The following is a 17,751-nucleotide window of genomic DNA, read 5'->3' on the forward strand; positions in this document are numbered from 1 at the left end:
CACCCCCACTCTCACCACCCCTGCCCAGCAGGGAGGCGGCGGTCCACCGGGTCTCCAGCAACCTGCTCGACCCCCAAGGTCCTTCTCGCGGCGGTCCCCGACGCGGTGAAGAAGCTCGACCCGCGCGTCATGATCAAGAACCCGGTCATGTTCGTGGTCGAGGTCGGCTCGGTGGTCACCACCGTCTCGGCGATCGCCGACCCGAGCGTCTTCGCCTGGGCGATCACCGTCTGGCTCTGGCTCACCACGATCTTCGCCAACCTGGCGGAGGCCGTCGCCGAGGGCCGCGGCAAGGCCCAGGCCGAGACGCTGCGCCGCACCAAGACCGACACGATGGCCCGCCGCCTGCTCGACTGGCCCGCCTCGCAGGCCGGAGGAGCAGGTCGCGGCCACCGAGCTGCAGGCTCGGCGACCACGTGGGTCGCCGAGGCCGGCGAGATCATTCCCGGCGACGGCGACGTCGTCGAGGGCGTCGCCTCGGTCGACGAGTCGGCCATCACCGGCGAGTCGGCCCCGGTCATCCGCGAGTCGGGCGGTGACCGCAGCGCGGTCACCGGCGGCACCAAGGTGCTCTCGGACCGGATCGTCGTCAAGATCGCCTCGGAGCCCGGCAAGTCCTTCATCGACCGGATGATCGCCCTGGTCGAGGGCGCCGCCCGGCAGAAGACGCCCAACGAGATCGCCCTCAACATCCTGCTGGCCTCGCTGACCATCGTCTTCCTGGTCACCGTCTCGGCCCTGCAGCCGATGGCCGGCTTCGCCGGGGCGCCGCAGACCCTGATCGTCCTGGTCGCCCTCGTCGTGGCCCTGATCCCGACCACCATCGGCGCACTGCTCTCCGCGATCGGCATCGCCGGTATGGACCGCCTGGTGCAGCGCAACGTGCTGGCGATGTCCGGCCGCGCGGTCGAGGCCGCCGGCGACGTCAACACCCTGCTGCTCGACAAGACCGGCACCATCACCTCGGCAACCGCCAGGCCGCCGAGTTCCAGCCCGCCGCCGGGGTCAGCGTCGACGAGCTCGCCAACGCCGCCCAGCTCTCCAGCCTCGCCGACGAGACCCCCGGAGGGCCGCTCCATCGTCGTCCTCGCCAAGACCGACTACGGCCTGCGGGCCCGCGCCCAGGGCGAGTTGACGCACGCCACCTGGGTCCCGTTCACCGCCCAGACCCGGATGTCCGGCGTCGACCTCGACGAGGCCGACGGCGTGCACTCGGTGCGCAAGGGGCGCGGCCGGATCGGTGACCAACTGGGTCACCGAGAACGGCGGCACGGTCGGCAAGGACGTCGCCGAACTGGTCGACGGCATCTCCGCCGCCGGCGGCACCCCGCTGCTGGTCGCCTCGCGGATCGGCTCGGCCGCACCGCGCGCGCTCGGCGTCATCTACCTCAAGGACGTCGTCAAGGAGGGGATGAAGGAGCGCTTCGACGAACTGCGCCGGATGGGCATCAAGACCATCATGATCACGGGCGACAACCCGCTGACCGCCAAGGCGATCGCGGACGAGGCCGGCGTGGACGACTTCCTCGCCGAGGCCACCCCCGAGGACAAGATGGCCCTGATCAAGAAGGAGCAGGAGGGCGGCAAGCTCGTCGCGATGACCGGCGACGGCACCAACGACGCCCCGGCGCTCGCCCAGGCCGACGTCGGCGTGGCGATGAACACCGGCACCATGGCGGCCAAGGAGGCCGGCAACATGGTGGACCTGGACTCCAACCCCACCAAGCTGATCGAGATCGTCGAGATCGGCAAGCAGCTCCTGATCACCCGCGGCGCGCTGACCACCTTCTCCATCGCCAACGACGTCGCCAAGTACTTCGCGATCATCCCGGCGATGTTCGTCAGCGTCTACCCGGGCCTGAGCCACCTCAACATCATGGCCCTGCACAGCCCCAAGTCCGCGATCACCTCCGCGATCATCTTCAACGCCCTGGTCATCATCGGCCTGATCCCGCTGGCCCTGCGCGGCGTCAAGTACCGCCCCTCCGACGCCAGTTCACTGCTGCGCCGGAACATCCTGATCTACGGGTTCGGCGGCCTGGTGGTGCCGTTCATCGGCATCAAGGCGATCGACCTGATCGTCCAGTTCATCCCCGGCCTGCGCTAGAAACGGAAGGAGACCCCACCATGTCCAAGCCTCTGCCCACCTCCGTCCGTACCCATCTCACCGCGCTGCGCGCCCTGTTGGTGATGACCGTGATCCTGGGGGTGCTGTACCCGCTGCTGGTGACGGGCGTCAGCCAGGTCGCCTTCAGCCAGAAGGCCAACGGCTCGGTCGTGAAGTCCGCCGACGGCAAGGAGATCGGCTCCAGCCTGCTGGGCCAGAACTACAACCTGCCGAAGAAGAACCCCAACGACCCGAACGAGCAGGCCCAGCCGGACCCGCAGTGGTTCCAGCCGCGCCCCTCGGCCGCCGGTACCGGCTACGACCCGCACGGGTCCTCGGCCTCCAACCTGGGTCCGAACAGTGACGACCTGCTGAAGGCGGTCAACGACCGCCGTGCCGCGGCCGCCGCGTTCGACGGCGTCGATGCGGCCAGCGTGCCGCCGGACGCGCTGACCGCCTCCGGTTCGGGCCTGGACCCGCACATCTCCCCGGCCTACGCCAAGGAGCAGGTGGCCCGGGTCGCCAAGGCCCGTGGCCTGTCCACCGACACGGTCTCCGCGCTCGTCGCCAAGTACACCGAGGCCCGCTCGCTCGGCTTCCTCGGCGACCCCGGCGTCAACGTCGTCCTGCTCAACAAGGCACTCAGCGAGACGAAGTGACGGTTCATCGTCCGACCGACTAGTTGAACCGACCCGGGCGCGGGGAGTAGACCCCCTCGCCCGGGTCGATGCTGATTCACTGTCGTATATCCCTGGCAGCCCCGCAGAAAGCTGACTTCCTTGGCCCGCGATCTTGGCTCCGACACCCTGCCCCGGCGCGGCCGGCTACGGGTGTACCTCGGCTCGGCCCCCGGTGTGGGAAAGACCTACCGGATGCTGGACGAGGCGCGGCGCAGACAGGAACGCGGGGCGGACGTGGTGGTCGGCTACATCGAGTGCCACGGCCGCCGGCACACCGAGGGCATGCTGGAGGGCCTGGACGTCGTCCCCCGGCTCACCCGCACCTACCGGGACTCCGAGTTCCGCGAGATGGACGTGGACGCGGTGCTCGCCCGGCGCCCCACGGTGGCGCTGGTGGACGAGCTGGCGCACAGCAACATCCCCGGCGGCCGCAACGCCAAGCGCTGGCAGGACATCGAGGAGCTGCTCGCGGCCGGCATCGACGTCATCACCACGGTGAACATCCAGCACCTGGAAAGCCTCAACGACGTCGTCCAGAAGATCACCGGCATCCCGCAGCGCGAGACCGTCCCCGACGAGGTCGTGCGGCGGGCCGATCAGATCGAACTCGTCGACATGGCACCGCAGGCGCTGCGCCGGCGGATGGCCCATGGCAACGTCTACAAGGCCGAGAAGGTGGACGCCGCGCTCTCCAACTACTTCCGGGTCGGCAACCTGACCGCCCTGCGCGAACTGGCCCTGCTCTGGGTGGCCGGGCGGGTCGACGAGGGCCTGCGCGACTACCGGGTGCAGCACAACATCGACCGGGTCTGGGAGACCCGCGAACGCGTGGTGGTCGCGCTCACCGGCGGGCCGGAGGGGGAGACGCTGGTCCGTCGCGCGGCGCGGATCTCGGACCGGACGGCCGGCGGCGAGCTGCTGGCCGTCCACGTCACCCGCAGCGACGGCCTGGCCGGCGCCTCGCCGGGCGCGCTCGCCACCCAGCGCCAGCTGGTGGAGAGCCTGGGCGGCAGCTACCACGTGGTGGTCGGCGACGACATCCCCACCGCGCTGCTGAGTTTCGCCCGCGCCAACCATGCCACCCAGCTGGTGCTGGGCACCAGCCGGCGCGGCCGGATCACCCGCTTCCTGACCGGTCCCGGCATCGGCGAGACCACCGTCGACGCCTCCGAGGACATCGACGTCCACATGGTCACCCACGAGTTCACCGGGCGCGGCCGACTGCCCTCGCTGGGCCGCCGGCACTCCCGGCGCCGGACCGTGGCGGGTTTCACCTCCGGCCTGCTACTGCCCTGCGGGCTCACCGCGGTCCTCTCCCAGACGCGCGAGACGCTCAATCTGACCACCGTCGCACTGCTCTTCCAACTCGGCGTGGTGGCGGTCGCGTTGCTCGGCGGCGCGGCCTCCGCCCTGATGGCCTCGCTGGTCGCCTCGCTGCTGCTCAACTACTACTTCATGCCGCCGATCCACACCTTCAGCATCGACCACCCGAACAACGTGATCGCGCTGGCGGTCTTCGCCGCCGTCGCGCTCACCGTCTCCACCGTGGTCGACCGGGCCACCCGGCAGACCGGCCGCGCCGCCCGCGCCACCGCCGAGGCCGAGACGCTCAGCACCCTGGCGGGCAGCGTGCTGCGCGGCGCGGATGCCGTACCGGCCCTGCTGGAGAGGTCCCGGACTGCGTTCGCGATGGACTGCGTCGCGCTGCTGGACCGCACCAGCGGGGAGGTGCTGGCGCGCAGCGACTCGGGCACCACGACCACGACCGAGGACGGTACCACCGAAATCCCGGTCGGCCCGGGCGCGTTGCTCGTGCTGTCCGGCCGTCGGCTGCCCGCTGCCGAGCACCGCGTGCTGACCGCGTTCGCCGCCCACGTCGCGGCCGCGCTGGAGCGCGACCGGCTGGCCACCGTCGCCGCCGAGATCGAGCCGATCAAGGCCGCCGACCGGATGCGCACCGCGCTACTGGCCGCCGTCAGCCACGACCTGCGCACCCCGCTGGCCATCGCCCGCGCCTCGGTCGGCTCGCTGCGCAGCCCGGACGTCGAGTTCTCCCCGGAGGACCAGTCCGAACTACTCGCCACCCTCGACGAATCCCTGATCCGGCTGACCGGACTGGTCGAGAACCTCCTCGACATGAGCCGGCTGCAGGCCGGCGCGCTCACCCTCAACCTGACACCGGTCCACCTACACGACCTGCTGCCGCGCGCCCTGGACTCCCTCGACGATCCCGAGGCGCCTGTCCAGTCCGTCGGCCTCGACGCCGCCCCGCCGGTCATCGCCGACCCGCCCTTGCTGGAGCGGGTGCTGGCCAACGTCATCTCCAACGCCGTGCGGTTCAACGCCCCCGGCGCGCCCGTCCTGGTCACCGCCGGTGCTCACCTTGATCTGGTGGAGATCCGGGTCATCGACCGCGGCCCCGGCATCGCACGGGAGAACCAGGACGCGGTGTTCCTGCCCTTCCAGCGCTTGGGCGACAGCGACAACACCACCGGCGTCGGCCTCGGCCTCGCGCTCTCCCGCGGCCTCGCCGAGGCGATGGGCGGAACCCTGGAGGTCGAGGACACCCCGGGCGGCGGCACCACCATGCTGCTCACCCTGCCCGCCGCGCCCGTACCCGAGCCAGGTGGCGAGGAGCAGTGAGCCACATCCTGATCGTCGACGACGAGCCCCAACTGCTGCGGGTGCTCCGGATCAACTTCCAGGCCCGGCACTACTCGGTGCTCACCGCGGCCACCGGCCAGGAGGCGCTCGACTCGGCCGTCCGCGACGTCCCCGACGCCGTCGTGCTCGACCTCGGCCTGCCCGACTTCGACGGGGTGGACATCATCCACGGCCTGCGGACGGCGATCACCGCACCGATCATCGTGCTCTCCGGACGCAGCGACGCGCAGGAGAAGGTCCGCGCCCTCGACGCCGGCGCGGACGACTACCTGACGAAGCCCTTCCTGATGGACGAGCTCTTCGCCCGGCTCCGCGCCATCCTGCGCCGCCCGGTCCTGGAGGCGGCCCCGGCGTCGCTCACGGTGATCGGCGACCACGTGATCGACATCGTGGCGACCACGGTCACCGGCCCCACCGGCCCGGTCCGGCTCACCCCCACGGAGTGGAAGATCATCACGCTGCTGCTGGCCAGCCCGGGCCGGCTGGTCCCTGGGCAGCAGCTCCTGCTCGACATCTGGGGTCCCGGCCAGGAGGAGCACGGCAACTACCTGCGCGTCTATCTCGCCGGCCTGCGCCGCAAACTGGAGCGCGACCCGACCCGCCCCCGGCATCTGATCACCGAACCCGGGATCGGCTACCGCTACCAGCCCTGACCGCGCGGGCGGGCGCCAAGGGTGCGTCAAGGCGGGTGCCCGTGGCGACAGGAAGGCGTCAGGAAAACCGGAAGTCGATCTTTTCGGCCCTAGCGTCGGCGGCGAGGAAACGGTTCCGCTCCGTGGGGGCGCGGGGCCGGCTCCACGCCGATGAAGCCCTGCAAGGGGACACCCGTCGGCGGCCGGTAAGAGGGAGGGGACGCGCGGCATGACAGCGGGTATTTCGGGCACGGTCATCGCACCGGGGGAGAGTTCGCCGGCGGAGGCGGACTCCCGGGCGGCCGGCTCGAAACCCGCGCCGCGCGGTCCCCGCCCCCGGCCCACCGTGCTGACCCGCCGCTACTGGAACACCCCGCGCCGGGTCCGCGCGCTCACCGCGCTCTGCCTGGCCGCCCTGCTGACCGCCGGGGCCGTCGCGGCCTGCGTGCTGACCGGCGCCCGGGACGGCATCGACACCGTCGGCCACCAGGCCGCGCCGCAGGCCGTCCGGGCCGCCGATCTCTCCTTCGCGCTCAGCGACATGGACGCCCAGGCGGCCAACCTCCTGCTGATCGGCGCCGACCCCGACTACGCGGTGCTGCGCAAGCAGACCCAGGACACCTACGAGCAGCGCCGCGCCCAAGCCGACGCCGACCTCCAGGGCGCCGCCGAGGCCTCGGCGCACGACCCGGCCGGGCAGCGCGCCGTGCAGAGGGTCTTCGGCGAACTGGGCCAGTACGAGGCACTGGTGGCCCGCGCCCAGCTCCTGGAGGACCAGGCCCACGCGCCGGCCGCCAAGCCCCCGGCGGCCGCCCTGGACACCTACCGCCAGGCCACCGACCTGCTGCGCCAGCAACTGCTGCCCGCCGCCGACCAGGTCACCGCCGCCAACGCCGGCAGCGTCGACCAGGTCTACCAGGCGCAGCGCGGCGACCTCGCGGCAGGCTGGTGGTGGGTGCTGGCCACCGGCCTCCTCGCGCTGCTCGCGCTCGCCGCCCTCCAGCGCATGCTCGCGGTGAGCTTCCGGCGGCTGGTGAACCTGCCACTGGCAGCCGTCACGCTGCTCACGGCGCTCGCGCTGGCCGCCACGCTGACGCTGACCTCGCGCGCCGCGCAGCACCTGCTGGTCGCCAAGAGCAACGCCTACGACTCGGTGATCGCACTGAGCCGGGCCCGCGCCACCGCCTACGACATGAACGCGGACGAGAGCCGCTACCTGATCGACCCGGACCGCGCGGCCGCCTACCAGCAGAGCTTCTTCGACAAGAGCCAGTCCATCGTCCACCTGGACGGCACGGACCTCGCCGGCTACAACGCCGCGCTGGCCGCCGCCGTGCGGGCGCACGCGGCGAACCGCGCCGACGTGCCCTTCGCGGGCTTCCTCGGCACCGAGCTGCGCAACATCACCTTCGGTGGCGAGCAGCAGGCCGCCGACCGCACGCTGAACGCGTTCCAGACCTACCAGGTGGACGACCGGAAGATCCGCGACCTGCGCAACCAGGGGCGCCTCAAGGACGCCGTCACCCTCGACACCGGCAACGCGCCCGGGCAGTCCGACGCCGATTTCGAGCTCTTCAGCAGCGCCCTGGGCGACGTCCTGACGATCAACCAGCGGGCGATGGACCAGGCGGTGGCCGACGCGGACGGCGACCTCGGCGCCGGCCCGGCGGTCGGTGGCGCGCTGGCGCTGGCCGCCGCGTTGGCGCTGACCGTCCTCGCCGTCCGGCCCCGGCTACGCGAGTACCGCTGACCGGCGCCTAGCCTGCGGCCAGCAGGACCAGGACCAGCGCGGTCAGCACCACGCCCGCGCCCAGCGCGATGAAGGCGTACTCGACGCCGCGGCGCTCGCGCCCCTGCACCAGCACCTGCCGGGGGTCGGCGGGGTCGTAGCGGACCAGCACGTGCCGTCCGTCCACCAGCGGGTGGGCGCGGCTGGAGCAGACGGGTGAGAAGACCTCCATTACCAGGCCGTCCCGGGTGGCGAACTGCAGCAGCGGCCGGGATGCGCCGGTGCTCTCCGAGCGGTCGGTCGGGCGCTGCCTGACCAGCGCCTGGACCGGTATGCCGTCCCGGCGCAGCCGTCTGGTCTCGGCGAGCCCGGTCACCCCGGCGAGGTAGGCGACGGCGCCACCGACGGCTGCCCACACGGCAGGTACCACGACGACGGAGAGGCTCATCGCTGTCCCCCTTGTCCAGGTGTTCCCGATCCCAGTGTGCGCGCGCCGCCAGTCCCGGCGCGAGGCCCGGAAGGCCTCGGGCGCGAAGGAATCGTCAGGGCTCCTGCGCGGCGATCCCCGCCGCCTCGACCCGTTTTGGCTGGCACCTCTGGAGTTCGGCCAGTTCACCGCCCACGACCGCTTCCTCCCGCTGCCGGGACGCGCGTTCACCCGGGTGAGCCCGTGGGAGCGCACCGTCTCCGTCCAGCAGTGCCGGCCGCAGCGGCCGCGTGCCCCACAGGGCGTCGACGTGCGCCCGCTGCGCCCAGCCGATGCCGCAGAGCTGGACGCGCTGGATCCGGCGCTGAGATGGATCACCGAGACGTGGGGCGGCGGCCGTGGCCAGGCATCGAGTGGCCGGGTCTGGGCCGGGCCTGTGTCGCGGGACTCGGTCTCGGAATCCGGGCCCGGGGCCGGATCCCCACCTGGTCGGCTCCCCGGAGCAACGAGGCGAGCCAGGCTCTCGCCCGGGCGGCCGGATTCCGTCCGGTCCGGGCGGAGGTCTGCTACTGCGTGGGGGAGGCAGCCACCGGCATCGCGGCGGGCCGCGCTGCCGGCCGCCCGAACGGCGCAGGAAAACCCGTCCTCACCTGACGGCGCGTCGCAGAATCGGGTTGACCGGTGCGGTGACCGGTCCTCGCCGACCACCGGGTGGAGCGTGCTGTGACCGATCTGGCCTTCCTCGGCGTCACGGTTCTCGTGTTCGCCGTCCTCGCGCTGATCGCCAAGGGTGTGGAGAAGCTTTGACCGCCGACAACATCGTGGGCCTGATCGTCGCGGTGCTGCTGGTCGGCTACCTGGTCCTGGCGCTGGTCCGTCCCGAGAGGTTCTGAGGTGAACGCCACGCTCGCCGGGCTCCTGCAGGCGCTGGCGCTGGTGGCCGCGCTCGCGCTCTCGCACCGCCCCCTGGGCGACTACCTCGCGCACACGCTGACCAGCGCGAAGCACCTGCGGGTCGAGCGCGTCGTCTACCGGCTGATCGGCGTCGACGGGGACTCCGAGCAGACCTGGAGTTCCTACCTGCGCAGCGTGCTCGCGTTCTCCGCGGTCTCGGTGGTCTTCCTCTACGCGTTCCTGCGGTTGCAGAACCACCTGTGGCTGTCGCTCGGCTTCCCCGCGGTGAAGCCTGCGACGGCGTGGAACACCGCCGCCTCGTTCGTTACCAACACCAACTGGCAGTCCTACGCGGGCGAGTCGACGCTGGGCCACCTGGTGCAGATGGCCGGTCTGGCGGTGCAGAACTTCCTGTCTGCGGCGGTGGGCATCGCGGTGCTGGCGGCACTGATCCGGGGGTTTCGCCGCACCCTGACGGACCGGGTCGGCAACTTCTGGGTGGACCTGGTCCGGGTGACCTGGCGGTTGCTGCTGCCGGTCTCGGTCGTGCTGGCGATCGTCTTCGTGGCGGCCGGCATGGTGGAGAACCTGCACGCGGCCACCCAGGTCACCACGCTGAGCGGCGGCGGGCAGAGCATCCCCGGCGGGCCGGTGGCCTCGCAGGAGGTCATCAAGGAGCTGGGCACCAACGGCGGCGGCTTCTACAACGCCAACTCGGCGCACCCGTTCGAGAACCCCAACCCGCTGACCAACTGGCTGGAGGTCTACCTGCTGCTGGTGATCTCCTTCGCGCTGCCGCGCACCTTCGCCACCATGGTGGGCGACCGGCGCCAGGGCTACGCGATCGTCGCCGTGATGGTGCTGTTCTGGGTCGCCTCCGCCTCGTTGCTGACTTTCTTCGAGTGGCAGCACAGCGGAAGCGCGTTGCAGGCGGCCGGGGGTGCGATGGAGGGCAAGGAGGTGCGGTTCGGCATCGCCGGATCCGCGCTCTTCGCCTCTTCGACGACGCTGACCTCGACGGGTGCGGTGAACACGGCGCACGACTCGCTGACACCGCTCGGCGGCGGTGTGGCGATCTTCGACATGATGCTCGGCGAGATCGCACCCGGCGGTACCGGGTCCGGCCTGTACGGGATGCTCGTGCTGGCCGTGGTCGCGGTCTTCGTCGCCGGGCTGATGGTAGGCCGCACGCCCGAGTACCTGGGCAAGAAGCTCGGCGGCCGGGAGATCAAGTTCGCCTCGCTCTACATCCTCACCACCCCGGCGATCGTGCTGATCGGCACCGGCGTTGCGATGACCTACCCCGCCGAGCGCGCCGACATGCTCAACAGCGGCCCGCACGGCTTCTCCGAGGTGCTGTACGCGTTCACCTCGGCGGCCAACAACAACGGCTCCGCCTTCGCCGGCCTCACCGTCACCAGCACCCGGTGGAACACCGCGCTCGGCCTGGCGATGCTCTTCGGCCGGCTGCTGCCGATGGTGTTCGTGCTCGCGCTGGCGGGCTCGCTCGCCCGCCAGCACCCCGTCCCGGTGACCGCGGGCACGCTGCCCACCCATCGGCCGCTTTTCGTCGGGATGCTCTCCGGCGTGGTGCTGATCGTCGTCGGCCTCACCTACTTCCCGGCGCTGGCGCTCGGGCCGCTCGCGGAAGGCCTGCACTGATGTCCACCCACCAGGCGGACGAGCCGCACGAGGCGCACCGGGTCTCCGGGGGACTGCTTGACCCCCGGCAGCTGCTGGCGGCCTTCCCCGACGCGATCCGCAAGCTGGACCCGCGGGTGATGGTCAGGCACCCGGTGATGTTCGTGGTCGAGGTCGGCTCGCTGCTCACCACCTACTCGGCGATCCGGCACTCCAGCGCCTTCGCCTGGGTGATCACCGTCTGGCTCTGGCTGACGGTGGTGTTCGCCAACCTCGCGGAGGCGGTGGCGGAGGGCCGCGGAAAGGCCCAGGCCGAGACCTTGCGCCGGACCAGGACCGAGGCGGTGGCCCGGCGGGTCGTCGGCGACTGGCGCCCCGGCGCCGTACGGCCGCCCGAGGAGGAGGTGCCCGCTGCCGCACTGAGGCTCGGTGACCACGTGGTGGTGGAGGCCGGCGAGCTGATCCCGGGCGACGGCGACGTGGTCGAGGGCGCCGCGTCGGTGGACGAGTCGGCGATCACCGGTGAGTCCGCGCCGGTGATCCGCGAGTCGGGCGGCGACCGCAGCGCGGTCACCGGCGGCACCAAGGTGCTCTCCGACCGGATCGTCGTCAAGATCACCTCTAGGCCCGGCGAGACCTTCATCGACCGGATGATCGCCCTGGTCGAGGGCGCGGCCCGGCAGAAGACCCCCAACGAGATCGCGCTGAACATCCTGCTCGCCGCGCTGACCATCGTCTTCCTGCTCGCCGTCGTCACCCTGCAGCCGATGGCCGCCTACGCGGGCGCCGAACAGAGCCTGGTGGTCCTGGTCGCCCTGCTGGTGGCGCTGATCCCGACCACCATCGGCGCGCTGCTCTCGGCGATCGGCATCGCCGGGATGGACCGCCTCGTGCAGCGCAACGTGCTGGCGATGTCGGGGCGCGCCGTCGAGGCGGCGGGCGACGTCTCCACCCTGCTGCTCGACAAGACCGGCACCATCACCTTCGGCAACCGCCAGGCCGCCGAGTTCACCCCGGTCGGCGGCACGGACGTCAACCTGCTGGCGGACGCGGCGCAGCTGTCCAGCCTGGCCGACGAGACGCCGGAGGGCCGCTCCATCGTGGTGCTGGCCAAGGAGAAGTACGGGCTGCGCGCCCGTGCCCAGCAGGAGATCGGCCACGCGCACTGGATCGAGTTCACCGCGCAGACCCGGATGAGCGGCGCCGACCTCAGCGAGGACTCGGGCAGCAGGCGGATCCGCAAGGGGGCGGCCGGGTCGGTGGTCGGCTGGGTGGAGGAGAACGGCGGACAGGCCGGGCCCGAGGTCGGCACCGTCGTCGAGGGGATCTCCTCGGCCGGCGGCACCCCGTTGGTGGTGGCCGTCCACCAGAGCGGTGAACCCGCCCGGGTGCTGGGCGTCATCCACCTCAAGGACGTGGTCAAGCACGGCATCCGGGAGCGCTTCGAGGACCTGCGCACGATGGGCATCCGGACCGTCATGATCACCGGCGACAACCCGCTGACGGCCCGCGCGATCGCGGACGAGGCGGGCGTGGACGACTTCCTCGCCGAGGCCACCCCCGAGGACAAGATGGCGCTGATCCGCCAGGAGCAGGGCGGCGGCAAGCTGGTCGCGATGACCGGCGACGGCACCAACGACGCCCCGGCGCTCGCCCAGGCCGACGTCGGCGTGGCGATGAACACCGGCACCTCGGCCGCCAAGGAGGCCGGGAACATGGTGGACCTGGACTCCAACCCCACCAAGCTGATCGAGATCGTCGAGATCGGCAAGCAACTGCTGATCACCCGAGGGGCGTTGACCACCTTCTCGATCGCCAACGACGTCGCCAAGTACTTCGCGATCATCCCCGCGATGTTCGCCTCGGTCTACCCGGGCCTGCGCCACCTCAACATCATGGCGCTGCACAGCCCCAAGTCCGCGATCACCTCCGCGATCATCTTCAACGCCCTGATCATCATCGGCCTGATCCCGCTGGCCCTGCGCGGCGTGCGCTACAAGCCGTCCTCGGCCTCCGACCTGCTGCGCCGCAACCTGACCGTCTACGGCGCCGGCGGGCTGGCGCTGCCCTTCGTCGGGATCAAAATCATCGACCTGGTCGTCCAGTTCATCCCCGGCCTGCACTGAGCGAAGGTTGAGAACCATGGCGAACCCCTTTCCGGCGCTGCTCCGGGTGTACCTGACCGGCCTGCGCGTTCTGCTGGTCTTCACCGTCCTCTGCGGCCTGGCCTACCCGCTGCTGATCACCGGGATCGCCCAACTGGCCTTCTCCCACCAGGCCAACGGGTCGCAACTGAAGCAGGGCGGCCAGGTGGTCGGCTCCAGCCTGCTGGGCCAGAACTTCACGCTGCCGAAGAAGAACCCCGCCGACCCGAACGAGCAGCCCCGGCCCGACCCGCGCTGGTTCCAGCCACGCCCCTCGGCGGCCGGCGCCGACGGGTACGACGCCGCCGCCTCCGGTGCGTCCAACCTCGGCCCCAACGACGCCGACCTGACCCGGACGGTTCGCGAACGCCGTGCGGCGGTCGCCGCCTTCGACGGCGTCGCCCCCGCTCAGGTGCCGCCCGACGCGCTCACCGCCAGCGGCTCCGGGCTGGACCCGGACATCTCGCCCGCGTACGCCGACGAGCAGGTCCAGCGGGTCGCCAGGGCCCGCGGCCTGGACCCGGCGGTGGTCCGCCAACTCGTCGACGACCACCGTACGGGCCGTACCCTTGGCTTCCTCGGCAACCCCCGGGTGGACGTCCTCGCCCTCAACCTCGCCCTCGTCCGCCTCGGCTGAGACCCGCCGGGAAGGAGGCGCGCGGTGACACAGCGGCGCGGGCGGTTCAAGGTCTACCTCGGTGCCGCGCCGGGTGTGGGCAAGACCTACCGGATGCTGGACGAGGGACTGCGCCGCAAGGATCGCGGGACCGAGGTGGTGGTCGCCTTCGTCGAATGCCACGAGCGGCGGCGCACCGAAGCCGTGCTCAGCGGCTTCGAGATACTGCCGCGGGCCCACCGCAGCTACCGGGGAGCCGAGTTCACCGAACTCGACCTCGACGCCGTGCTCACCCGCAGGCCGCAGGTGGCGCTGATCGACGAACTCGCCCACACCAACGTCCCCGGTGGGCGCAACGGCAAGCGCTGGCAGGACGTCGAAGAGCTGCTCGCGGCCGGCATCGAGGTCGTCACCACCGTCAACATCCAGCACATGGAATCCCTCAACGACGTCATCCACGAGATCACCGGAGTCCCGCAACGCGAGACCGTCCCCGACCGCCTGGTCCGCCGCGCCGACCAGATCGAACTGGTGGACATGCCGCCGGAGGGCCTGCGCCGCCGACTCGTGCACGGCAACGTGTACTCCGCCGAGAAGGTCGACGCCGCGCTCGGCAACTACTTCCGGATCGGCAACCTCACCGCGCTGCGCCAACTGGCCCTGCTCTGGCTGGCCGGCCACGTCGACGAGCGCCTGCAGCGCTACCGCGCCGAGCACGGCATCAGTGAGGTCTGGGAGACCCGCGAACGCGTGGTGGTCGCCCTCACCGGCGGGCCCGAGGACGAGACCCTGATCCGGCGCGCCGCCCGGATCGCGGCCCGCTCCGCCGGCGGCGACCTGCTCGCCGTGCACGTCGCGCGCGGCGACGGCCTCTCCGACGCCGCACCCGAGGAACTCGACGCACAGCGTCGCCTGGTGGAGAGCCTCGGCGGCACCTTCCACTGGGTGGTCGGCGACGACGTCCCCACGGCACTCCTGGAGTTCACCCGCTCCCAGGACGGTACCCAGCTGGTCCTCGGAACCAGCCGCCGCAGTCGCATAGCCCGTGCGCTCAGCGGACCCGGCACCGGCGAGACGACCATCGAGCTGTCCGGCGACATCGACGTCCACATGGTCACCCACCCGGTGGCAGGCCGGGGCCACCGGCCCGCCGCCGGATGACCCCGGCCCGAAGGGCCGCCTCCAGCTACAACCTGGTCGGCCGCCCGGCGGTGGTCGCCGTCCGCGACGGCCAGGCCCGGCAGTTGATCCGCCGGGAGACCGTGGAGAACTTCCTGAGCCGCGAGGTGGGGCGCTAGCCGCAGCGCGACAGGGGGTGGCGGAGTTGGTGTGCGAGCGCCGGCTCCGCACCCGACGGGGTCCCCGACCCGGGTGGGTACCGGGTCGGGATGAGCCGGCTCCTTACTGGAGCTTCCACTGCTGGTTCCAGGCGTTGGTGCAGGTCCAGACGCCCAGGGCCTTGGCGTCCTCGTCGTAGGTCAGGCAGTCCTGGTCGGTGATCCGGATCTGGTACTGGCCGTCGCCCTGGCTGACGAGCTGCCACTTCTGCTCGTCGGCGCCGGTCCACGGCTTGGCGTCGGCGTCGTAGGTCTTGGTGTTCTCGGTCAGCGCGAGGCCGGACACGGCACTGGTGATCTTGTAGCGGCCGTTGCCCGCTGAGGTGAACTGCCAACCGGAGTTCTTGGCACCGCTGTTGCCGGCGAGGACTGAGGGGCCCGAGGTGGATCCGGAGGCCACCGGGCCCTGGCCGGTCTTCACCTTGGGGTAGAGCAGACCGGCGATGGTGCCGCCACCGCTACCGCCGCCCTGGTGGGCGGGGACGCCGGGGGTGGCGGTACCGCCTGTGCTGACGCCCGGGACCGTGCCGGGGGTGGCGGGGACGCCGGGGGTGGCGGTACCGCCTGTGCTGACGCCCGGGACCGTGCCGGGGGTGGCGGGGGTGGCGGGGGTGACGGGTGTGCCGGTCGGCGGCGCGTCGCCCGAGCTGACGGCCGGGGTCGTGATGTCGCGGGCGGGGAAGTGGATGATCCGCTGGCTGTCGGTGCAGCGGATCAGCACGCAGGACCTGGTGGTGCTCACGGTCCGGTCGGAGTCGTTGCCGACGAAGGCCCAGTTCCCGTAGCCACCGTCGCCCTTGTTGGTGAAGGTCGAGTCACCTGCGAAGACCCAGATGCGGAAGTCGTCGTAGCCGGCCGGGCCGCCCTCCGAGTCGTGGTGCTCCAGCTTGACGGTGGTGTCGACCAGCACCCCGTTCATGTCCGCTTCGTAGACGTTGCGGAACCAGATGGTGTCGTAGAGGTCGGTGCCGTCGTACTTGAACACCATGACGTTGAAGCCGGGTGCCGCAGCGCTCAGTTGGCCGGCCATTCCCTGGGTGAACGCGGCGTTGTCGGCCTGCGCGGTGAGGGCCGCACTGCGGAATCCGCCGATCATGTTGCCGATGGAGCTGATCAACGCGCTGTAGCAGTTGCCGTTGCCGATGTTGGCGGCCCCGCCGATCCCCGGCTCCTGGCCCGGGCAGTCGGTCGCCGCCGAAGCCTGCTGCGGCACCGCCATCAGCCCCGTCGCGGCCAGGGCCGACAGCAGGGTGCCGGCGACTACGCGTCGGATGGCCGTGTTCGTCCGGCGGGAGGAGGTGCGCATGCTGAAGTGCCCCGATCATTGGGTGTGATGACGACGTTCGTCTGCAGAGGAGAGACGGTTCTCCGGATGCTAGGGCCGCTCACAGGCCCCACCCGGAGTCCTTGACGACCCCCTGACGGAGTGCGGTGATCTTCTGCCCGTCCGGGCACCTGTGACCCCTGAGGGCACTGAGCGTCATGACATAGCGCTCCCCGGGGTGTTCGGCGTGGCCAGGTGTTGTTCGTTGCTGTCGGGGGGGGACTTCGGTGGTGCCGGGCCGGGGTATTCCGATGGCCGCCGACCCAGCGGGTTCGCGGTCAGGGTGGCTGGTACCGTCGCGGCCCTCGCCCGTAGCCGCTGGTGCCGCCTGCCAGCCGGCGTCACCGCGCGCCACGTCATGGGGCTCGGCCCGGTCTGCGGGCTTGGCTTCACTGTGGCCCCGTTCGTCAACCAACTCGCCTACCGGGATCCGGTATTCATCGCCGGGGCCAGAACCGGCGTGCTGGACGCCGAGGTATTCGGCTCCGCCGCGGCCACGCTGGTGTTCGCAACCCGGAGTCCCACGGCTGGTGCCATCCGGCGTGCCGACAGCTCGGCTCAGTCTGTGTGAGCGTGGCTCTGCCGAGTGTCCAGCGCGTTGCCGGCCTGGTCTGCCAGAGTCACGGCGACGAGCCTGGCCTCCAGGGAGGGGACGATGCCAGGTGTCGGCCGGAGCATGAAGCGGCCGTAGTAGTGGCCGTTGCTGAAGACCCGCAGTTCGACGTCCTCGCTCGGTAGCCCGAGGTGGTCGACGTTCCAACTCCTGCGGCCCAGGACGACGGAGCCGTCCGGTTCCAGGCGCGGTGGGTGGCCCAGCAGCGTGCCGTACTCGAAGCGGCAGGCGCGCAGCTGGAGCAGGCCCACGAGCTGCGCCTCCACCTGTGCGATCACCGTGGTGGGTGAGGTGGCGGACTGGGCCAGCCGGGCGGTGTGGTGGATCTGGGCGAGGTAGTCGGCGTCCGTGATGGCGATCACCTGGAGGCGGCGGGTGCGGGCGGCCAGCTCAGAGACCACCAGTCCGACCAGGAGGAGCAGGACAGCGGTGGTGACGTCGGCCGACCGGGTGATAGAGAAGTGCTCGTAGGGCCGGGTGAAGAAGAAGTCGAACCACACGGCGGCGGAGACGGCCGCGAGGGCTCCGGCCAGGCGGTGTCCGAGGGCGGCCGCCGCGACGACCACGACGACCAGGATCAGGGCGACGTTGGTGTTGGCGATGTTGTTGCGGAAGGGCAGCAGGATCGCGCAGACGGCGAGCGGGGCCGCCAGGGCCGCGAGGATCGCGAGCGGGCCTCGGGTGAGGACGTGAGGCATGGCGCACCTCCTGGATTCAGGTGTAGCAGGCGGCGCACACGGTGCGGATGGGCTCGGACAAGCCTTAACACGTTTCTGGCGGGTTGCGTCGCTCGTGCTCACGGGTGGCGGGCGCGCGGCTGCAGGTGCGTGTCGTCGACCAGAGGCCCGGCATCGCGGCAGACCTGCGAGACGAGGTCTGCCCTGTCCGGCGGCAGGTGAAGCCCGACCCGGCACTAGCTCGTGACCGAGCCTGCCGGGTGGTG

At 71.4% G+C, this 17,751-nt stretch carries 13 protein-coding genes and 2 pseudogenes; 12 read left to right on the top strand and 3 right to left on the bottom strand.

What is annotated here, in order from left to right:
* The 5 genes and pseudogenes from kdpB (BS80_RS26270) to BS80_RS26290 form a co-directional block, all read left to right on the top strand.
* Window positions 1-2,107, top strand: a pseudogene (gene kdpB, locus BS80_RS26270) (potassium-transporting ATPase subunit KdpB); the annotation flags it as partial.
* Between the two features lie 20 nt (window positions 2,108-2,127).
* Window positions 2,128-2,766, top strand: coding sequence for a K(+)-transporting ATPase subunit C (gene kdpC / locus BS80_RS26275; protein ID WP_035794950.1), 639 nt, complete (start codon window positions 2,128-2,130; stop codon window positions 2,764-2,766).
* 120 nt (window positions 2,767-2,886) lie between these two features.
* Window positions 2,887-5,430: a sensor histidine kinase gene (locus BS80_RS26280; protein ID WP_035802887.1), complete on the top strand. Its 2,544-nt coding sequence runs from the start codon at window positions 2,887-2,889 to the stop codon at window positions 5,428-5,430.
* Window positions 5,427-6,104: a response regulator gene (locus tag BS80_RS26285; RefSeq protein ID WP_035802888.1), complete on the top strand. Its 678-nt coding sequence runs from the start codon at window positions 5,427-5,429 to the stop codon at window positions 6,102-6,104. Before BS80_RS26280 ends, BS80_RS26285 begins: the two co-directional genes overlap by 4 nt.
* A gap of 208 nt (window positions 6,105-6,312) precedes the next feature.
* Window positions 6,313-7,833: a hypothetical protein gene (locus BS80_RS26290; RefSeq protein ID WP_157536616.1), complete on the top strand. Its 1,521-nt coding sequence runs from the start codon at window positions 6,313-6,315 to the stop codon at window positions 7,831-7,833.
* Window positions 7,834-7,840: 7 nt separating this feature from the next.
* Here the strand turns inward: BS80_RS26290 and BS80_RS26295 are convergent, their stop codons facing one another.
* Entirely contained in the window at window positions 7,841-8,260 is a 420-nt protein-coding gene (locus BS80_RS26295) for a DUF3592 domain-containing protein (protein WP_035802890.1), read from the bottom strand.
* Between the two features lie 782 nt (window positions 8,261-9,042).
* On the opposite strand from BS80_RS26295, the gene kdpF reads away from it, so the two are divergent.
* The 6 genes and pseudogenes from kdpF to BS80_RS42030 all read left to right on the top strand — a co-directional run bounded on the left by kdpF (window position 9,043) and on the right by BS80_RS42030 (window position 14,832).
* Complete coding sequence (kdpF, locus tag BS80_RS41110) at window positions 9,043-9,132, top strand: K(+)-transporting ATPase subunit F (RefSeq protein ID WP_035802891.1); 90 nt, start codon at window positions 9,043-9,045, stop codon at window positions 9,130-9,132.
* Window position 9,133: 1 nt separating this feature from the next.
* On the top strand, window positions 9,134-10,795 hold the full coding sequence (gene kdpA / locus BS80_RS26305; protein WP_035802893.1) for a potassium-transporting ATPase subunit KdpA: 1,662 nt from the start codon (window positions 9,134-9,136) through the stop codon (window positions 10,793-10,795).
* On the top strand, window positions 10,795-12,900 hold the full coding sequence (gene kdpB, locus BS80_RS26310) for a potassium-transporting ATPase subunit KdpB (RefSeq protein ID WP_035802894.1): 2,106 nt from the start codon (window positions 10,795-10,797) through the stop codon (window positions 12,898-12,900). Before kdpA ends, kdpB (BS80_RS26310) begins: the two co-directional genes overlap by 1 nt.
* Window positions 12,901-12,916: 16 nt before the next feature.
* Window positions 12,917-13,555 carry a potassium-transporting ATPase subunit KdpC gene (gene kdpC, locus BS80_RS26315; protein WP_051967215.1) on the top strand — a complete coding sequence of 213 codons (639 nt, stop codon included), beginning with the start codon at window positions 12,917-12,919 and terminating at the stop codon, window positions 13,553-13,555.
* A gap of 24 nt (window positions 13,556-13,579) precedes the next feature.
* Window positions 13,580-14,674, top strand: a pseudogene (locus BS80_RS26320) (universal stress protein); the annotation flags it as partial.
* A 17-nt stretch (window positions 14,675-14,691) separates the two neighbouring features.
* Window positions 14,692-14,832, top strand: a complete 141-nt coding sequence (locus BS80_RS42030; protein WP_198045669.1) for a hypothetical protein — start codon at window positions 14,692-14,694, stop codon at window positions 14,830-14,832.
* A 103-nt stretch (window positions 14,833-14,935) separates the two neighbouring features.
* Here the strand turns inward: BS80_RS42030 and BS80_RS43620 are convergent, their stop codons facing one another.
* The gene (locus tag BS80_RS43620) at window positions 14,936-16,177 is read right to left on the bottom strand and encodes an RICIN domain-containing protein (RefSeq protein ID WP_035802896.1); all 1,242 of its coding nucleotides are present in this window, start codon (window positions 16,175-16,177) and stop codon (window positions 14,936-14,938) included.
* Between the two features lie 301 nt (window positions 16,178-16,478).
* On the opposite strand from BS80_RS43620, the gene BS80_RS42035 reads away from it, so the two are divergent.
* Complete coding sequence (locus BS80_RS42035; RefSeq protein WP_198045630.1) at window positions 16,479-16,766, top strand: Na+/H+ antiporter NhaA; 288 nt, start codon at window positions 16,479-16,481, stop codon at window positions 16,764-16,766.
* On the opposite strand, the gene BS80_RS26335 is transcribed toward BS80_RS42035, so the two are convergent.
* Window positions 16,754-17,506: a DUF4118 domain-containing protein gene (locus tag BS80_RS26335; protein ID WP_035802899.1), complete on the bottom strand. Its 753-nt coding sequence runs from the start codon at window positions 17,504-17,506 to the stop codon at window positions 16,754-16,756. The genes BS80_RS42035 and BS80_RS26335 overlap by 13 nt on opposite strands.
* Window positions 17,507-17,751: the final 245 nt, after the last annotated feature.

Source organism: Kitasatospora mediocidica KCTC 9733, assembly GCF_000744225.1.
GTDB lineage: Bacteria > Actinomycetota > Actinomycetes > Streptomycetales > Streptomycetaceae > Kitasatospora > Kitasatospora mediocidica.